This window comes from Candidatus Palauibacter soopunensis (genome assembly GCF_947581735.1).
GTDB classification, from domain to species: domain Bacteria; phylum Gemmatimonadota; class Gemmatimonadetes; order Palauibacterales; family Palauibacteraceae; genus Palauibacter; species Palauibacter soopunensis.
On the sequence record NZ_CANPVT010000002.1, the window covers coordinates 504,817 to 522,793 of the forward strand.

A 17,977-nucleotide genomic window follows, 5' to 3' on the forward strand; every position below is an offset into this window, starting at 1 on the left:
AAGGAGGCAGGATGCTCGGCGGCAGAAACCCCGGCCTCGGTCTGGCCATCCTCCGCGTCGTGATCGGACTGATCTTCGTGATGCACGGCTGGCCGAAGCTGGCCGGGGGCATCGATGGGACCGCGGCGTTCCTCGGGTCGCTCGGAATCCCGCTCTCGGGGATCGCGGCGTGGGGGATCGCGCTGGCCGAGACCCTGGGCGGCGCATGCCTGGTCGCGGGCCTGTTCGTGACGCCCTTCGCCCTGGTTCTCGCCGCACACATGCTGGCGGGGGTCTTCCTCGTGCACCTGGCCAACGGCTTCTACGTCGTGGGCCCGGGCCAGGGGGGCTACGAGTTCAACCTGCTCCTGATCGCCGCCCTGCTGACCCTCGTGCTGGCGGGATCGGGGATCGCGACGGTCAAGATCCTCTTCGCGAAGGACGTCGAGGTGGTCATCGAATAGTGCGGTGCCGCCGAGCAGGGACGTTTTCGTGCCTCGACACGGCGGACAGGGCCGTTTAGACTGGCATCATGCGCCAACTCGCCGTTCCCCTGCTTCTTGCGACGCTCGTGCTTCCGTACGCGCGCGCACCGCTGTGCGAGGCGGGCTCGCACGAGCACGGCGAGCACCACGCGATGGCGGAGTTGCCGACCCTCGTCGAGCCTTCGACGGAGGGCGCGGACGCGGGAACGGACTGTCACTCGCTGATGGGTTGCGCCGTCTTGCTGCAGGCCTCGCTCCCCATGAGCACGACCGGCTTCCGCGCCTTCGCGTACGACTCGGACGCCGCGCTCGCCGGCGCCGCATGCCAACTCCGGTCCAGAGCCTCTCCCGACACCCCTCCGCCCAAGACCGTCTGAACGGACGCATCCACACGAGCGCCCCGATCGCCGACTGACGACGGCGACCCCTGGGCGAGTTGTCACCGTTCAGACGAGAGGCATCTCATGCCATCCGTAACTCATGCCCGCGTGTCCCGCATGAAGGGCGGGATCCGCCGGGGCATCCGGTGCTTCGCGTGGGCCGTGGCGGCCAGTGGGGCCGTGGCGTCCCCGTCGCGGGCCCAGGAGCGCGATACGCTCCACCTGGCCGACGCGGTCGCCGCGGCGCGCGGCGCGAACCCGATGCTGCGGGTCGCACGCCTGCGGGCCGACGCCGCCCGGGCCCGCGTGCCACAAATGGGCGCGCCGCCGGATCCGGTCGTCTCGTTCCGCCTCGGAAACCGTCCGCTCGACGGGTTCGGAGCGGGCGAGCGAATGACGATGAACACGCTCCAGCTCCAGCAGACGCTCCCCTGGCCGGGGAAGCTGGGGTTCGCGGAGGCGCGCGCGGCACACCTCGCGGTCGCCGAGGAGCTGGCGGTTCTCGACGCGGAGGCCGCGCTCGTGCGGCGCGTGAAGGCCGTGTACTTCGAACTCGCCTTCGAGGACCGGGCGCTGGACATCATGCGCGACACACGCGACCTCCTGCGCGAGTTCCTCGATGTCTCCAACACGCTCTACGCCGTGGGGACGGGCCTTCAGAACGATGTCCTGCAGGCCCAGGTGGCCGTCGCCACGATGACCGAGGACATCGCGGCGGCTGAGCAGACGCGGCTCGCCATGGCGGCAAGGCTGAATGCGCTGCTGGGGCGCGAGCCCGAACGAACCGTGGGGGCGCTCGAACTGCCCGCCGCCGGTGAGTCACTTCCGGCCGTGACGGATCTCATGGCCCTGGCGGCCGAGAGACGGCCCGCGCTGCGCGCCGCGCGCGAGCGGATCCGGGCGGCGGAGTCGGCCTACGAGGGTGCCCGCCGCGCCCTGTACCCGGATCTGAGGCTCGGGGCCGACTACGCGCACCGGCCTCGGTTCGCAGACATGCTGAGTTTCAGCGTTGGCGTCAGCATCCCGCTGTGGGCGGGCTCCCGCCAGTTGCCCATGCGGGACGAGGCGTTCGCCTGGCACGCTGCTGCAGAGGCTGCCGAACTCGAACTGCTGAACGAGACCTACGCCCGGATTGCGGAGGCGCGCGCCGAGTCCGACCGCGCCCTGCGGCTCCACGACCTCTACGCAACGTCGATCCTCCCTCAGGCCCGGGCGGCGGTCGAATCGTCGCTCTCCGCCTACCGCGTGGGCGAAGTCGATTTCATGACGCTCGTCCAGAGCGAACTCACGGTGAACCGCTACGAGATCGAGCGCGTGCGGCTGACCGCCGCCTATCACACCGCCGTCGCGGAGATCGAAGCCCTGCTGGGGGGCGAAACGGAGGTAGTCCGATGAAACGACTCAACTTCTTCCCGTTCGTGCGCGCTCGGCTCGGATTCGTTCCCGTCGCGGCGGCGCTCTGGGCCTGCGGCGGCGACTCGGAGATGGCGGAGATGCCCGGCATGGAAGGCGATCATGCCGCGCACATGCCCGGCATGGCCGCGCCCTCGGAAACCGACACGCTGCCGGCGCTCGGGCGCGGTCTGGTGCAGCTCACGTCGGAACAGGAGCAGGCGCTCGGCGTCACCTACACCGCCGTGGAGCGGATCTCGGCGGTGCGTGAGATCCGGACCGTGGGCCGCATCGATGCCCCGGAGGGCAATATCGCCGACATCACGCCGAAGACAGACGGCTTCGTCGAGGAACTCCTGGTCGCGACGACCGGGGAAGCGGTGCTCCGCGGCCAGCCGCTGCTCACGATCTACAGCCCCGCGCTCGTCGCCGCGCAGGAGGAGTTGCTGACCGCGCGCCGGCTTGCCGCGCAGGTCGACCCGGCCGCCACCGAGGCGTGGTCGAGCGCGCAGTCCATGCTCGAGGCGAGCCGGCGGCGCCTCGCCTGGTGGGACATCACCGACGAACAGATCGAGCGGCTCGAGCAGACGGGCGAAGTCACGAAGACGCTGCGCCTCGTCGCTCCGGTGAGCGGAATCGTCCTCGAGAAGGATGTCGTCGAGGGACAGCGGATCACGTCCGGCACACGACTGTACCGGATCGCCGACCTCTCGACCGTTTGGGTGGAGGGGGAAGTGTTCGAGCGGGACCTGCAGTTCGTCGAGGTGGGTTCCCAGGCGCATATCGAGGTCACCGCCTATCCGGGCGAACACATGATGGGTACGGTGAGCTTCGTCTATCCCGTCGTGGAGATCGCGAGCCGCACGAACCGCGTCCGGGTCTCGGTCCCGAACCCCGGCCTTCGCTTCAAGCCGGGGATGTTCGCCACCGTCTTCTTCGAGGTGGCGGCGATCCAGGACGACATCGCGGTGCCGCTGGAGGCCGTCGTCGTGACCGGGGAGCGCAACCTCGTCTTCGTGCGCGACGAGGCGGGCGTGCTGATGCCGCATGAGGTCGTGCTGGGGGCACGGGCCGGAGACCAGGTGCAGATCCTGAGCGGACTGGCGGAGGGAGAGACGATCGTCGCTTCCGCGAACTTCCTCATCGATGCCGAATCGCGGCTGGGCGCGACGGGCGGGGGCATGCCCGGCATGCAGCACGCGGGCCACGGCGAGGAGGGGCGATGATCGGCCGCATCATCGCCTGGTCGATCCGAAACCGGTTCCTCGTCCTGCTCGGGACCGCCGCCATCGTCGGTGCGGGGCTGTGGGCCGTGCGCACGACGCCGCTCGACGCGATCCCCGACCTGTCGGACGTGCAGGTCATCATCCAGACCGATTTCGCGGAGCAGGCGCCGCAGATCGTCGAGGACCAGGTCACGTATCCGATCGCGTCGGAGATGCTGAAGGTGCCGGGAGCGCGCGTGGTGCGCGCGTTTTCCTTCTTCGGGCTCAGTCTCGTCTACGTCATCTTCGAGGACGGCACGGACATCTACTGGGCCCGCTCGCGCGTTCTCGAATACCTGAACGGAATCCGGCGGCAGTTGCCGGAGGACGTCGAACCGGTACTCGGTCCGGACGCGACGGGCGTGGGCTGGGTCTATGAGTACACCCTCGAGTCGGACAGCCTGGACCTCGCGGAACTGCGCACGCTCCAGGACTGGTACATCCGCTATCAACTGACGGCCGTGCCGGGGGTGGCCGAGGTCGCGAGCCTGGGCGGGTTCGTCAAGCAGTACCAGGTGGAGGTGAATCCGGAGCGGCTGCGGGCGTTCGACATCCCCGTCACGCGGGTGTCCCGGGCGATCGGCGACCACAACATCGACATCGGCGCGCGCGTCCTCGAGATGGGGGGGCGCGAGTACATGATCCGCGGTCTCGGCTACCTGCGGGGCACGCTGGACATCGAGAACGTGGCCGTCGGGTCGACGCCGAACGGCACGCCCATCCGGGTGGCCGATGTCGCGACGGTACGGGAAGGCCCGGCCCCGCGGCGCGGCGTCGCGGATCTGGACGGCCGCGGCGAGGTCGTGGCCGGGATCGTCGTCATGCGCTTCGGCTCCGACGCGCTCGAGACGATCGAGCGGGTGAAGGAGCGGCTGGAAGAGATCAACGCGGGGCTCCCGGCCGGCACCCGGCTGCGGCCGGCCTACGACCGCAGCGACCTCATCCACCGGGCCATCGACACGCTCCGCGAGAAGCTGGTGGAGGAATCGCTCATCGTCGCCGCCGTGGCGCTGGTGTTCCTGCTCCACTTCCGTTCGGCGCTCGTCGCGATCGTGACGCTCCCGCTCGGCATTCTCATCTCTTTCATCGTCATGCGCTGGATCGGCGTGAACGCCAACATCATGAGCCTCGGCGGGATCGCGATCGCGATCGGGGCGATGGTCGACGCGGCCATCGTCATGATCGAGAACATGCACAAGCATCTCGAACGCGCGGCCCCCGGCACATCGCGCTGGGACGTCGTCCTCGAGAGCGCAAAACAGGTGGGTCCGCCCCTCTTCTTCTCCCTCCTCATCATCACGTTCAGCTTCCTCCCGGTGTTCGCGCTCGAGCAGCAGGAGGGCCGGCTGTTCAAGCCCCTCGCGTTCACCAAGACGTTCGCCATGGCGGGGTCCGCGTTCCTCGCGATCACGCTGGTTCCCGTGCTCATGGGGTATCTCGTGCGCGGGCGGATCCGCCCGGAGCGGGCGAACCCGGTGAACCGCATCCTGCGCTGGCTCTATCGACCCTTCCTGGGCTTCGCGCTCCGACGCCCGTGGCTCGTGGTCGTCGTCGCGGCCGGGGTGCTGGGCGCCACGGTGCTGCCGTGGCAGCGGCTCGGCAGCGAGTTCATGCCGCCGCTCCAGGAAGGATCGATCCTGTTCATGCCGACCACCGTGCCGGGGGCGTCGATCGCCCAGGCGCGCGAGATCATGCAGTACCAGGACAGCGTCCTCGCGTCATTCCCCGAGGTCGAGAGCGTGCTCGGAAAGGCGGGACGCGCGGAAACCGCCACCGATCCGGCCCCGCTCGACATGTTCGAGACGACGATCACCCTGCGGCCGCGGGAGGAATGGCGACCCGGGGTGACGTACGCCGGGCTGCTCGCGCAGATGGACGAGGCGGTTGCGCTCCCCGGCGTGACGAACGCATGGACGATGCCGATCAAGGGGCGCATCGACATGCTCGCCACGGGCGTTCGCACGCCGGTGGGGATCAAGATCTTCGGCCCGGATCTCGACACGCTGCAGGCGCTCGGGGAGGAGGCGGAGCGGATCGTGCGCGAGATTCCCGGGACGCGGAGTGCGTTCGCGGAGCGTGGGGTCTCCGGGTACTACGTCGACATCGACGTCGACCGGCCGGAGGCGGCGCGCTACGGCCTCAACGTCGGGGATGTGCACAACGCGATCATGGCGACCGTCGGCGGGATGAACGCGACGGTCACCGTGGAGGGTCGGGAACGCTACGCGGTGAACGTCCGCTACCCGCGGGAGTTGCGCGACGACCTGCAGAACCTGCGCGAGGTGCTGGTGCCCGTCCCCGATGGGACGCAGATCCCGCTCGGCCAGGTGGCACGCGTGGCGGCCGTCCAGGGGCCCATGGCCGTGAAGACCGAGAACGCATTCCCCGTGACGACGATCTTCGTCGATATCGAGGGCGTCGACGTCGGGAGTTACGTGGAGGCGGCCCGGCGCGTCGTCGCCGCCCAGCTCGAACTCCCCAGCGGATACTCCCTCGTGTGGAGCGGGCAGTACGAGTTCATGCAGCGGGTGCAGGAGCGTCTGCGCGTCGTGATTCCGGTGACGCTGGGGATCATCTTCCTGCTCCTGTACCTCAACTTCCGGGGTGTGGCCGAGTCGCTGATCGTGATGCTCGCCCTGCCGTTCTCGCTCGTGGGCGGGATCTGGTTCCTGTGGCTGCTGGGCTACAACACGAGCGTCGCGGTCTGGGTCGGGTTCATCGCGCTCGCCGGCGTAGCGGCGGAGACGGGTGTCGTGATGCTGATATACCTGGACGAGGCCTTCCGCCGCCGCCGCGGCGAGGGCCGGATCCGGACCGCCGCGGACGTGGCGGCCGCGGTCCGCGAAGGGGCGCTGGAGCGGCTGCGTCCCGTCGTGATGACGGTGATGGCGATCACGGCGGGGCTGATGCCCATCCTGTGGAGTTCCGGCACGGGCGCGGACGTGATGAAGCGGATCGCGTCACCCATGGTCGGGGGGATGATCTCCGCGACGGTTCTCACGTTGCTCGTGATCCCCGCCATCTACCTGTTGTGGCGCCGGTGGCAACTCCGGCGCATGGCGGGCGGGCCGATGCCACCCGGCTCTCAGGCCTGAAGGTCCGCCGGGCGGCGCGGCCTCAGCCGCCCGGCGGACCCAGCGGGCTCGGTTCGCAGTTCTCGGTTTCGCGCGTGTAGGCGATGCTGGAGATCTTCCAGCCGTCTCCCGTCTGCACGAGGCTGACGGCGTCGATGCCGCAGTGGCTGAACTGCCCGTCTACATGGAAGTCGTAGGGCGTCCACACGACGGCGATCGGACCCTCGATCATCACGTGCGGGTCCCACATCCGCTCCAGCAGGGCAGGCCCGGGCTGACCGATGGAGGCGGCGAAGTCCGCGCCCGTGCTCTCCCGGACCTGCACCCCGTCCGCGGTCTCCGCCGTGGCCACGAAGGTGGCGCCGTCGGTCAGCAGGCCGCGGATCGCGTCGCCGTCGCGGGCCGCCATGGCGTCGAACAAGGCCTGCACGGCGGCGACTGCCCCCGCTTCGGCGTCATCCTGCGCGGCGGCGTATGCGGGCGTGACGAGGATCGCCGCGGCGAGAAGCAACGTCGCTCCGAGCTTTCTCATGAGATTCTCCCGATTCCTGTGGTCGATCGGCACAGACCGTCCCGGCTTCAATACGCGGTCGTGCGAAACACCGGCTGGAAAAGTCGGGTCCGGTGCGCGCAGGCGCCGTCCGCCGGACAGGCCGCGCAGTCGGGCTCCGTCATCTCCGGGCAACGCGTCCGGTTCTGGAAGAAAAACCAGTCCACGGCCCCCATGGAGCGCCCGCTCAAGCGCCGGATCTCTCCGACCGCCTCGTAGCAGGCGGCGCGCACGGCCTCCTCCTCTTCCGCGCTCACAACCTCCCGCTTCGCGAGCTTCGCGGCCAGCGTCTCGTCGGGCACGGAGACGACGCCGAGCCGGAGACAGCTGCGCTGGCAATGGTAGTCGACGATCGGCGGCACGTCTTCGCCCGCCCCGAGCCGCAGGAATCGCTCCGGGCGCTGGCTGAGGATCGCCGCGAGGAGGGCGGACTTCTTCCGCCACGGGTCCTCCCTGTAGCCGCCGATCGCATCGAGGCGAGCGAGAAAGTGGGCGAGGGGCCGGTTCGCGGCGTCCGCTTCGGCCAGGAGCGACGCCGGGGTCAGGCCGAGGCCCAGCATGCTGTGTCCGTACGCCCGCGCGCACGCCGGATGGTGGGTGCCCGCGGGGAGCGGGTTGTGTCCTCCGTCGTCTCGCAGGCGATGGTCGAAGTCCGCGTCGTCGAGAGCGGCGTGACCGCCGGGAGTGAGTTCGTCCGGGGCTTCGCGGGCCCAGCGCCGGTAGGCGGCCCACAGGTAGTCGCTCCCCTTGAGGGCCCGGCCCCCCAGAGAGGCGATCATGGGTTCTTCGTAACGCCCCGCGCGCTCCCGCCAGAAACCGAACTGCTGCACGGTCGCGGCGAAGAAGAAATCGAGCGCGACCGGATCGCCGGGTTCGGGGAAGTCGGGGCCGGTGAAGTCGAACGCCGCGGCCTCCGGGGCCGAGGCGATGACCTCGGCCACCCGCCGAATGCGGCCCCGGTCGACGCGGACCCGCACATCCCGTGGCGCCACCGGCGGCGGGACGTCCGAGAGCAGGGTCGCCGGGCCGATGCCCGTTACCGTCTGCGCGGCACGGACCGCCGCAACGCGCGCGGCTATGGCGGGGTGGTCTCCGGCCGCAAGCCGGGCCAGCGCCGTCCCGCAGAAGGTGTCGCCGGCGCCCGTCGGATCCACCTGCTCGACTTCGGGAGCGGGGACGTCGATCGGATGGTCGCCCATGACGACGCGAGCCCCGAGCCGCCCCCGCGTGACGAAGACCACGCGCCCCGGCGCAACGGCCACGTCGTCGAGAGACCCGAAGAGGAGTTCGGCCTCCTCCTCGTTGCAGAAGAAGTAGTGGGAGGCCTCCACCACCCGCGCGACGACCTCCTGATGCTGGCGAATCCCCGGCGCGTACGTCCCGCACCCGACCCGCACGCCCGCAGCGGCCAGCCGCCGCGCGAACCCCAATTGCAGTTCCGGGTCGAGGAGCGGCACGACGTACGCGAAGGCCCCCGGGCCCGCGTCGGGGATGTCGCTGTAGCGGATGTCGCCCTCGGAACCGCGCACCGCCTGGCGATAGACCGTCCGGCCGTCGGCGAAGTACTCGATCTCGAAGTGGGGGAGCGCGGAGGGCGGGACCGGCGGCCCCCGCCAGTCGAGGAGGCGGTCCGCCGGCGCGAGTTCCGCCGGCATGGGATCGGGCCGCGGCGCGACGACCGTGACGTCGGCCCCGACCCGCTGCGCCGCGAGCGCCGTATAGAGTCCCGCGCCTCCGGCGGACCGCACGGAGCGGCCGCCGAAGTGCAGGAGATCCAGGGAGGGGCTCCCGACCACGAGGAGCCGTGGCCGGGTGCTCATGCTGTCGGCGTCAGTCGCCCTGCTGGTCCGTCGTGATGCGCCCTGCCGCGCCGGCGGGTCCGTTGTCCCAGTCCTGGGCGCTGGAGACGTTCGGCACGCCCCAGTCGTCGCCGTTCCACCCCTGGAAGCCCTCCATCCGGAAGGTCCACAGACCCGTCGTCATGTCGCTCACCACGATGAGTCCGTCCTCGTTCCGGACATCGACCCCGAACGTGCCGTTGAACACGGCCGTCCGGTCGACGTTCGGCGGCCCGAGATAGGTGTCGTAGTGACCCACCGTGATCGGGTTCTCGGGGTCCATCATGTTGAACACGACGAGCCCGTCCAGGTAACCGGACACAAACACGAGCGGCCACCGCACCTCGTGGTTGTGGACGAGGTTCTTCCAGTTCGCCGTCCACGCCGCGATCGGGCGGTTGATCGCGGACACCTCGCCGTTCAGCCCCGGCCGGAGGTCGAAGATCCGGAGCGGCGCGTACTGATACTCCGTCTCCGCGATCGCGAAGTTGCCGTCCGGCGTGGGCGTGAACGTGTGCCCGCTCCGAATCCCGGAGACCCCGACGATCTGCGTCAGAAGCTGGGGATTCTGGAGATCCGTCACGTCGTAGATGTAGTAGCCGCCGGTGCCCCCGCCGTAGAAGCGGTCCGTCCCCGTGTCCGGGTGATAGCCGAGATAGAAATCGTGGTATCCCCGCCGCCGGTTCCCCTCCATCCCCTGATCCGGGACCGGGATCTGAGCCACCATCGCGTCGCCGCGCCCGTCGACGAGGGCGCCGAGGTCGTAGACGGCCGCGTACGGTCCCGAGACCGTGGCGACGAGATACACGTTCATGTTCGAGTGCTTGTAGATGAAGATGTTGTGGAAGCCGCCCGGGAGATCGGGCTCCTTGATGCGGGCCACCTCACGCACCGTCGAGGCGTCGGGTAGCCCCGTCACATCGAGGACGACGGCCCCCATGTCCGAATCCGGTCCGCCCTGCCCGAACTGGAGCGACTGCACGACGTAGTAGCGGTCTCCCCACTTGAAGTGCTTCACGTCCATCCCGCCGGTGCGCAGATGGAGATCCTGGTCCTCGATCCGCCACTCGTAGAGCACCTCGGGGTTCTCCGGGTCCTCGATCGAGACGATGTCCAGCCCCTTCGGGCCGACCGGCCCGTACTGCATGCGCGCCACGTACGCGTACGGCCGGTGCATCTCCTGTTCGATGTCCATGTCCGCGATGCTGAGCCGCGGGCCGAGCGGGACGTGTCCGAGCACTTCCATGTTCCGGCTGCCGCGCTCCACGACATCGATCGCCTGGGCGTCGAGGGCCGCCGGGGAGGCGAAGGCCGCTCCAAGCACGGCGACCGCGGCGAGAGTCAGCGTCCGATTTCCAACCTTCATTCTTTCCTCCGTTTTCAAGCAGCGCGCCCCGCGGCGAACCGGATCGGCGCGGCCGCGCGGCTAGCCGGGGTCCACCGTGAACACCATGGACATGCCGGCCTCCAGGTGCTCCGCAATATGGCAGTGCGCCATCCATCGGCCAGAGTTGGAAGCCTCCAGCAGGATGTCGAACGTCGATCCGACCGGGATCACGACCGTGTCCTTCCAGGCGAGATTGTCCGACGGCACCCCGTCCTTCGAGAGCACGAGGAAGCGCTGGCCGTGGATGTGGATCGGGTGCTGCATGGGGTGGAACGAGCGGCGCTGGTTGTGGATGCGGATCTTCCGCACGTCCCCCACGGTGAAGCGCCAGTCGATGTCCCGGTTCTCCTTCCCCGTCCCCGTGTCGCGCAGGATCCAGGTCAGGTTCTCCGATGTCGAGAGGAAGTTCATCATCGGCATCGCGTCCGTCCACTCGACGGGTGGGAAGTAGAGGGTGTCGATGGCCATCACCGCGACGATGTCGCTGGGAAGGTTCCCGACCCGGACGGTGAGTTCGAGCTCGTGGTCGACGGGCCGGCCGAACTCGGCACGGTAGCGGTCGATGTCGTCGATGACGTCCGCGTGCTCGCGCAAGGTGGAGAACGCGTCCCCGTGGTCTTCCGCCACCGGTTCGTCGAGGACCGTGACAATGCCGAGCGTGTCGGTCTGGGGATAGAAGCGGCCGTTGAAGTGGTCGATGGCCTGGATCGGGTTGAGGAGCGCCCAGGTCCCCGGTTCGTCGAAGCGGGCGTCGACGATGTACCGCTGGGCCGGGGCGAGGACGACGTTCGAGATGACGCTCTCGCGCTCGAACTTGCTCACGTCGGCGCCCACCAGCTTCATCTCCGCGCCCTCGAGGACGAGGTTGAAGGTGCGCGTGTTGGCGACGTTCGTGAGGTAGAGCCGGCGGACCTCGCCGCGGCGGACCGTCGCCTCCCAGCGCGGCTCGCCGTTCACGAGCAACTGGTTCCCGAAGCGGCCCATCAGCGTCTGCACGGCGGCTTCGCGTCCCCAGGGGAAGAGTCCTCCGTCGTCGACGAGCAGGTCGTCGAGCATGAGGAAGTCCTCGCCGTTCGCCGGGCCGTAGTAATCCGCGGCGGGCGCGTCGACGAGCATGTTCCCGTACAGGCCGAGGTCCTGCTGGATGTCCTCGCGGTGGTGCGGGTGGTACCAGTAAAGACCGGCGTCGGGGAAGTAGACCCGGTACATGAACGACTCGCCCGGGGCGACCGGGTCCTGGGTGACGCCGGGCACGCCGTCGAACTCGTTCTCGAGTCGCAGGCCGTGCCAGTGGACCGCGGTGGGCAGGTCGATGTGGTTCGTGAACAGGACGATGATCTCCGCGCCCTGCGGGACGCGGATGAGGGGTCCGGGATACTGCCCGTTGAAGCCGTACATCGTGAAGGTCCGCATCCCGATCGTGCGCCGCACGAACCCGGCCTCGAGGCGGAGCGTGTCGCCGTCGGCCATCTCCACGACCTCGCGGAAGACCGCCTCCGGAAGCATCGCGGGATCGTGGCCGGGGTCGGGCAGGTACGGAGTCACCCCGGGGACGGCGCCCATCAGGCCCGGAAGCATCATCGGCATCGGGATCGGTTGCGGCGGCATGCGCCACACGGCCCCCATGCTGTCCGTCGCCATCATGTGGCCCGCGTGCTGCTGCCCGGCCGCCGGGGCGGTGCCCAGCGGCAGCAGCGCGGAGATGGTCGCGGCGACGGCGAGGTAGCGCACTGTCTTCGGTCGCCGCTCGGGTGGGGTCAGAAGTAGAGCTGGCAGTTCATGGCCTCGAACGGGCCGTGGCCGGCCATCGTGTGCAGCCGGCCGGAGGGGGAGAGGCCGGTGAGCACGATCGGCCCCTGCCAGCGCTCGACGTCGGTCGACGCCTCCTCGCTCACGAACACGAGGAACTGGTTCCACGCGAGCCGCGCCGTGAGCCGGTTCTCTTCGCCGAGCGTGCCGAGCTGCACCCACTCGTCGAGTTCGGGCTTCGCGGCCCACGCGACGTAGACCGCCTCGCCGCGGCGGCGCAGCCGGTCGACCTGGATCTCGATGTCGAACGTCTGGAAGCCGCCGTCGTCCACGGTGATCTCGAACGGCGAGCCGGGCTGCGTGAGCGTCATCGATCCGCGGCTCCCGGGGGCGCTCTGCGTGCCCGAGAGGGGAACCACTTCGGGCGTGACGAGGCAGGCGTCGATCCGGGGCGTTGCGTCAACCCACGGCGCCGCGCCGGCCGGAGCCGGGATGTCACTCGGCCCGGCAGCCCGTGCCTCGCCCGATACGAGCGAGCCGAGGGCGATCCCGAAGACGGCGGTGGCGCCGATCGCGCCGGCGTGCGGTTTCATGCTCTTCATGTTCGAAAGGTCGATTCCGGCGCCCCGCCTTGCAAGCGCCGGCGGCCGCGCGCGCGCACCCGGCGGTCGACCCTCAGTCCGACGCGGGCCGCTCGGCCCTCCCGCGTCTGCCGCTGCGGCCGTCGGGCCGGCCGGTCTCGGCATCCGTGAGATCGAGGCCCAGGTCGAAGGTGGCCGCGTATCCGTGGTCCGTCTCGCTGACCCGGGCCATCAGGCTCTCGCCACCGTCGCGGCGAAAGATGCCGTCGTCCGCGTTGGTCACGGGGCGCCGCCCGCGCGCCGCGTACGGCGCCTGCGCGTGCACTTCGTCCGTGAGCGCCTCGTCGAAGTAGAGCTGCGAGGTGAACTCGTACGGCTGGCCGGAGACGTCGGTGCGCACCTTGAAGTGTACGTGCACGGCGCGCCCGCGGTACCAGCCCGGAAAGACCGTCGTGAAACGGGCCAGCCCCTCCTCGTCCGTGCGCTGGTAGCCCCGGAGGAAGTGCCGTTCCCTCGCCGATTCGGGCGCGCCGTCGTCCTCCACGCCCGAGTACACGCCGTCGGCGTCGCACTGCCACACGTCGATCAGCGCGCCGGGAAGCGCCGAACAGTCGCCCCGGGAGATTCGCGAGAGGTTGAACCTGAGCGTCAGCGGGATGCCCTCGCTCACCGTTCCGGTCGACGGATCGGACCGGATGTCGGAGCGTTCGAGCCGCGCGTCGACGAAGAACGGCCCTTCGGTCTGTTCGGGCTTCGCCACGCAGGCGGGCAGCGCGCGGGCGATCCCGTCCGCCTGGGCGGCGAGAGGGGTGCCCGTTCCCAGAACCCACCGACCGGCGGCCAGCGTCCCGCCCCCGACGCCGAGGGCGGCGAGAGCCTCGCGCCGCGTCAGTACCCGACCCCGTTCAATGTCCTCGTGCTCCATTGCCGCACCTCCAGAGTCTCTGGCAGCCCGGGCGTCAGTCGCCGTCCGGCTCGTTCTCCTCGATGATGATCTCCCGCCGTGAGGTCCGCGGCCCACCGCCGCGACCCGATCCGCCGGTCCCGGGGCGCGCCCCGAAGTTGCCGTACAGGCCGCTGAACCCCCCGCCGGATCCGCTCATCACCTGGATCGTGCCGCGCTCGATCTGGGCGCTGAGCCGCTCCCGGACCCGGGCGATGAGGCTCCGCCTCACCGGCGGGATGAGCAGCAGGATTCCGGCGATGTCCGTAATGACACCCGGGGTGATCAGCACGATGCCCGCGACGAGGATCAGGAGCGCATGGACGAGCGACTCGCCCGGAAGCTGGCCGCCCTGGAGTTCGTCACGGACGGCCAGCCAGCCCCGCAGACCTTCGCGCCGCGCGAGCCACGCGCCGGCGAACCCCGTCCCCATGACGAGCAGGAGCGTCGGCCCGAGTCCGAGCAGACCTCCGATTTGAATGAGGAGCGCGAGTTCGACGACGGGGACGATCGTGAACAGCAGGAACAGCCGAAGAAGCATGGTCAGAACCGTGCGGCCATCAGAATACGGACACCGTCAGAAGCCCATCATCGCCCGCACCGCCGGGTCGATCCTCTCGGGCGTCCAGAACGGCTTCCACACGAGGCTCACGACCGCCTCCTCCACGCCGTCCACCGACTCGGCCGCGTCCTTGGCGCCCCCGAGAATCTGACCGCCCGCCGGGCAGCCGGGGCTCGTCAGCGTCATCGTGACCTTCGCCTCGCCCTCCTCGACCTCGACATCGTACACGAGTCCGAGATCCACGATGTTGATGCCGAGTTCGGGATCCGTCACGGTGCGAAGCGCAGTCCGCACCTTCTCCTCGATCTCGGGCGTCACTCCGGACGTCGGCGCGGCCGATTGGGCTTCGTCCGCCGACGCGGTTTCATCGGCCGGGCCCATACCGTCCATCGGGTCCCTCGTATCCTTCGATTCCATCGTATCCGTCACCTTTCAGCCGTGTCCGTCACCGATCCACTATCCGACCAGCTCTCCGGGGCGCACACCCGGCTTCTCGAATTCCTTCAACAGATCCTCTACGGTGGGGCGCGCGCGCACCAGCGCCCGGCAGTCCTCCATCGCGCCCGTCGCGTTGATGAGGATCGTGCCGGTGAGCCGATTGTCCGTCACGCAGTACACGATCGAGCGGCCCGAGCCGAGTTCGCCAGAGACGATCGTGCGGTCCACGGCGGCCGTCTCTCCGAACACGTTGATGCTGAGGTCGAACACGTGCGTGAAGAAATAGGAGAGATGGTCGAACGCCTCCCGCGCGCCGGCCATGTTGCGGCCTGCGTGGCGCCCGTGCGCGCGGGCGTGATCCCAGTGTTCGAGACGCGACAGTCCGCCCCCCATGGGATCCGGGAAGCGGGCCACGTCGCCCGCCGCGTAGATGTGGGCGGCCGTCGTCTCCGCGAACCCGTCCACGACGATCCCGTCCTGGACCGCGAGGCCGGCTTCGGCGCCGAGTTCTTCGTTCGGCGACATCCCGACGCCGACGATCGCAACGTCGGCGGGGACCTCCTCGCCGCTGTCCAGGACGACCCGCGCAAGGCGTCCCTCGCCTTCGAAGGCGGCCACGCCGGAGCCCATCATGAACCGCACGCCGCGCTCCTCGAAGTAGCGGCGGAGGAAACCGGCGATCGTCTCGGGGAAGACGCGCGCCCAGACGCGCGGCTCCACCTCCGCGACGACGGCATCGACGTCGAACTTCGACAGCGATGAGGCCAGTTCCATCCCGATGAAGCCGGCGCCGACGAGCACGACGCGAGACGCCCCGCGGGCCAGCTCGCGCAGTTGCTCGGAATCGGCCGCGGTGCGGAGCGTCGACACGCCGGGGAGATGGCTTCCCGGCACCTCGAGCCGCTTCGCCCGCCCGCCCGTCGCGATCAGAATCCGCCCGCCTCGAATCGCGTCTCCCTCGGCCGTATCGACGGTCATGGAGCGAGCGTCCAGGCGCTTCACCGGCGCGTCCGTGAACAGCGTGAGTCCGTCCGCCTGCTCCTCGAACCAGCGCGTCGGCTTCACGTGCAGCAGGTCCCGCGGCGCCCCTTCCGCCTGCAGGAACTCCTTGGACAGGGGAGGCCGGTGATACGGAGGGTCCGGCTCCTCCGCGAACATGGCGATCGAGCCTTCGCGGTCGATCTCGCGGATCCCGTCCACGGCCGAGACCGCGGCGAGGCCGCCCCCCACTATGACGTAGTCGAAGCTCTTCATCCGCAGGTCAGCCCCCGCCGTCTTCGGCCGACTGGTCGTGGACGATGAGCCAGGCCCCTTCCACGTTCAGCAGGACGAGCGTGAACGGCCCCGTCGATGTGACCGTCCCCTCGCGTTCGAGGACGTAGCGCGCCGTCGCGACGCCGACCCGCTCGTCCACTTCCCGGACCCGCAGGCCCTCGAAGCGGAGGCTGTCCCGCGCCGCGCCCTCCGCGAAGTCCGGGGCGTATCGCTCCCGAATCCCGTCGTAGCCTTCGATGAGTCCGGTCGATCCGATATAGGTCGTGGTCGGCGATGGGGAGTAGGCGCTCATGAACCCGTCGAGATCGCCCGCGTTCCACGCCGCCGCCTGCCGGTCGAGCAGGGAGGCGACCTGCTCGGCGAGATCGGGCCCCTCGTCCGGCGCCGGAGCGCCGTTGCTGTCCAGCCGCACGAACTCGCAGCCCCCCGCCATGAGTCCGGCGGCCAGGGCGACCGCCGTCGCCGCCGCGAGCCCTGAACGTCGCCTCCGGCTCGATCGGTTTCGGATCATTCGTCTCACTTGAGTCCACGCGTGAACAGTTCGACCGACGCGTCGATCGCTTCGTCGAGTTCCGGCGTCGTCCCCGCGAACGGGTGTCCGGTCTGGAATGTGTGCGTCCCACCATCTACCCCGACGAGCCGCGCGAGGTCGCCCACGGCGTCGGCGATGCGCCAGGCGTCGCTGAAAGGCACGGACTCGTCGGCCGTCCCGTGCACCACCGTGACTGGAATCCGCAGGCTCGCGGCGCTGTCGAGCACGTCGAGGCGCTCCCGGTTCGCGCGCATGTCGTCGAGCACGTTCCGCTCGAGCGGCATGTCCTGCTTCGTGCGCGCGTTCGGGATGATCACGGTTTCCCCGGCGTCCCACCGGTCGGCGAAGCTCTCGTAGCGCGTGACCGAGGAGATCGAGGCCCAGGTGACGAGCGCCCGAACCTGGGACCGGAGCCCCGCCTTCAGGATGCAGGTGGCGCCGCCCCGGCTGTGCCCGAGCAGGCCGAAGCGCGTAGCGGGGGCGACGTCGACGTTGCCGAGCCGGCCCGCCGAGAGTCCATCGAGGATGGCTTCGAGATCCCACAGTTCACGGGAGAAGGTGTTGTGGCTGAAGGCCTCCAGGTCATCGAAGTCCGAGTCGCGTACGCCGGAGCCGTCGAAGTTGAAGGAGACGACGGGGATCCCCGTCCGCTCGGCGAGTTGTTCGCAGAGGTGGGGAAAGAAGCCCCAGTCCTTGAACCCCTTGAAGCCGTGGCAGACGACGAGCGCCGCGCCGTCGGCCGCACCGGCTCCGTCGTCGTCGGTTCCCCCGAGCGGAGCAACGACCGACCGGTAGTCGCCGCGGAGGTCCGCGCCCGGCGGCGTGAGTCGAAACGGGGTGCGCGTCACGGTCCGCATCATGCCTTCATCACCCGGCTTCGTCCCGCTGCCGCTGGGGCAGCCACATCGCGTCCTCCCGGCCGGCGCGCCCGTTCGCGGCCCGGGCGAGCGTGAACAGCAGGTCGGAGAGACGGTTGATGTAGGGGACGACGACTTCGGCGAGATCGGGCTGGCCATCGAGGAGAGCCGTGACGCCCCGTTCGGCCCGCCGACAGACGGTGCGCGCGACGTGCAACTGCGCGGCGAGGGGCGATCCGCCGGGCAGGACGAAGGCCTCGAGCGCGGGAAGCTCGGCGTCCAGCGCGTCGATCCAGGCCTCGAGCGCGTCGATCCGATCGGCGGAGAGCACGGGAATCGTGCCCTTCCGCAGCAACCGGTCGGGATTGGCGGCGGCGAGGCGGGCCCCGATCGTGAACAGATCCTCCTGGACGGCGCCGAGCGCCGGCCCCGATTCACCGAGCGTCGCGGCGTCCGGATCGAGGGCGAGCGCCACTCCGATCGCGGCGTTGAGTTCGTCGACCGTGCCGTACGCCGCGACCCGCGCATCGTCCTTCGGGACCCGCGCGCCGCCGAGGAGCGTGGTCTCCCCTCCGTCCCCGCCTTTCGTGTATATCTTCAATCGGGACCGGCCGTAATCGGGTTTGGCCGCGTGCCGCGCGTGGTGCGCCACGCTGATAAGCGAACCTTAACAGCCCGCGGCGAAACGCC

General features: G+C 69.8%; 17 protein-coding genes. 5 read left to right on the forward strand and 12 right to left on the reverse strand.

Features of this window, described 5'->3' with window-relative positions; all coding sequences use genetic code 11:
* Positions 1-11: 11 nt before the first annotated feature.
* The 5 genes from RN901_RS02440 to RN901_RS02460 all read left to right on the forward strand — a co-directional run bounded on the left by RN901_RS02440 (position 12) and on the right by RN901_RS02460 (position 6,596).
* On the forward strand, positions 12-443 hold the full coding sequence (locus RN901_RS02440) for a DoxX family protein (protein ID WP_310755554.1): 432 nt from the start codon (positions 12-14) through the stop codon (positions 441-443).
* Positions 444-511: 68 nt separating this feature from the next.
* Complete coding sequence (locus tag RN901_RS02445) at positions 512-841, forward strand: hypothetical protein (RefSeq protein ID WP_310755557.1); 330 nt, start codon at positions 512-514, stop codon at positions 839-841.
* Between the two features lie 87 nt (positions 842-928).
* Positions 929-2,239 carry a TolC family protein gene (locus tag RN901_RS02450; RefSeq protein WP_310755559.1) on the forward strand — a complete coding sequence of 437 codons (1,311 nt, stop codon included), beginning with the start codon at positions 929-931 and terminating at the stop codon, positions 2,237-2,239.
* The gene (locus RN901_RS02455) at positions 2,236-3,462 is read left to right on the forward strand and encodes an efflux RND transporter periplasmic adaptor subunit (protein ID WP_310755561.1); all 1,227 of its coding nucleotides are present in this window, start codon (positions 2,236-2,238) and stop codon (positions 3,460-3,462) included. Before RN901_RS02450 ends, RN901_RS02455 begins: the two co-directional genes overlap by 4 nt.
* On the forward strand, positions 3,459-6,596 hold the full coding sequence (locus RN901_RS02460) for a CusA/CzcA family heavy metal efflux RND transporter (protein WP_310755564.1): 3,138 nt from the start codon (positions 3,459-3,461) through the stop codon (positions 6,594-6,596). Before RN901_RS02455 ends, RN901_RS02460 begins: the two co-directional genes overlap by 4 nt.
* Before the next feature lie 22 nt (positions 6,597-6,618).
* Here the strand turns inward: RN901_RS02460 and RN901_RS02465 are convergent, their stop codons facing one another.
* The 12 genes from RN901_RS02465 to RN901_RS02520 all read right to left on the reverse strand — a co-directional run bounded on the left by RN901_RS02465 (position 6,619) and on the right by RN901_RS02520 (position 17,888).
* A complete protein-coding gene (locus RN901_RS02465; RefSeq protein ID WP_310755567.1) occupies positions 6,619-7,107 on the reverse strand; it encodes a nuclear transport factor 2 family protein in 489 nt (162 codons plus the stop codon).
* A gap of 47 nt (positions 7,108-7,154) precedes the next feature.
* A complete protein-coding gene (locus RN901_RS02470) occupies positions 7,155-8,945 on the reverse strand; it encodes a carbohydrate kinase family protein (protein ID WP_310755570.1) in 1,791 nt (596 codons plus the stop codon).
* Positions 8,946-8,955: 10 nt separating this feature from the next.
* Positions 8,956-10,329: a hypothetical protein gene (locus RN901_RS02475; protein ID WP_310755572.1), complete on the reverse strand. Its 1,374-nt coding sequence runs from the start codon at positions 10,327-10,329 to the stop codon at positions 8,956-8,958.
* Between the two features lie 60 nt (positions 10,330-10,389).
* Positions 10,390-12,081, reverse strand: a complete 1,692-nt coding sequence (locus tag RN901_RS02480) for a multicopper oxidase family protein (protein ID WP_310755575.1) — start codon at positions 12,079-12,081, stop codon at positions 10,390-10,392.
* Between the two features lie 26 nt (positions 12,082-12,107).
* Complete coding sequence (locus RN901_RS02485; RefSeq protein WP_310755577.1) at positions 12,108-12,701, reverse strand: hypothetical protein; 594 nt, start codon at positions 12,699-12,701, stop codon at positions 12,108-12,110.
* A 73-nt stretch (positions 12,702-12,774) separates the two neighbouring features.
* The gene (locus RN901_RS02490) at positions 12,775-13,605 is read right to left on the reverse strand and encodes an intradiol ring-cleavage dioxygenase (RefSeq protein ID WP_310755580.1); all 831 of its coding nucleotides are present in this window, start codon (positions 13,603-13,605) and stop codon (positions 12,775-12,777) included.
* Positions 13,606-13,639: 34 nt separating this feature from the next.
* A complete protein-coding gene (locus RN901_RS02495) occupies positions 13,640-14,164 on the reverse strand; it encodes an FxsA family protein (protein WP_310755582.1) in 525 nt (174 codons plus the stop codon).
* 36 nt (positions 14,165-14,200) lie between these two features.
* Positions 14,201-14,491 (reverse strand): metal-sulfur cluster assembly factor, encoded by a 291-nt coding sequence (locus RN901_RS02500; RefSeq protein ID WP_345782344.1) that lies wholly within the window; start codon positions 14,489-14,491, stop codon positions 14,201-14,203.
* Between the two features lie 150 nt (positions 14,492-14,641).
* A complete protein-coding gene (locus RN901_RS02505) occupies positions 14,642-15,877 on the reverse strand; it encodes an FAD-dependent oxidoreductase (RefSeq protein ID WP_310755587.1) in 1,236 nt (411 codons plus the stop codon).
* A 7-nt stretch (positions 15,878-15,884) separates the two neighbouring features.
* Complete coding sequence (locus RN901_RS02510) at positions 15,885-16,409, reverse strand: nuclear transport factor 2 family protein (protein ID WP_310755590.1); 525 nt, start codon at positions 16,407-16,409, stop codon at positions 15,885-15,887.
* A gap of 5 nt (positions 16,410-16,414) precedes the next feature.
* Positions 16,415-17,290 (reverse strand): prolyl oligopeptidase family serine peptidase, encoded by an 876-nt coding sequence (locus RN901_RS02515; RefSeq protein WP_310755593.1) that lies wholly within the window; start codon positions 17,288-17,290, stop codon positions 16,415-16,417.
* Between the two features lie 7 nt (positions 17,291-17,297).
* On the reverse strand, positions 17,298-17,888 hold the full coding sequence (locus RN901_RS02520) for a cob(I)yrinic acid a,c-diamide adenosyltransferase (RefSeq protein ID WP_310755596.1): 591 nt from the start codon (positions 17,886-17,888) through the stop codon (positions 17,298-17,300).
* Positions 17,889-17,977: the final 89 nt, after the last annotated feature.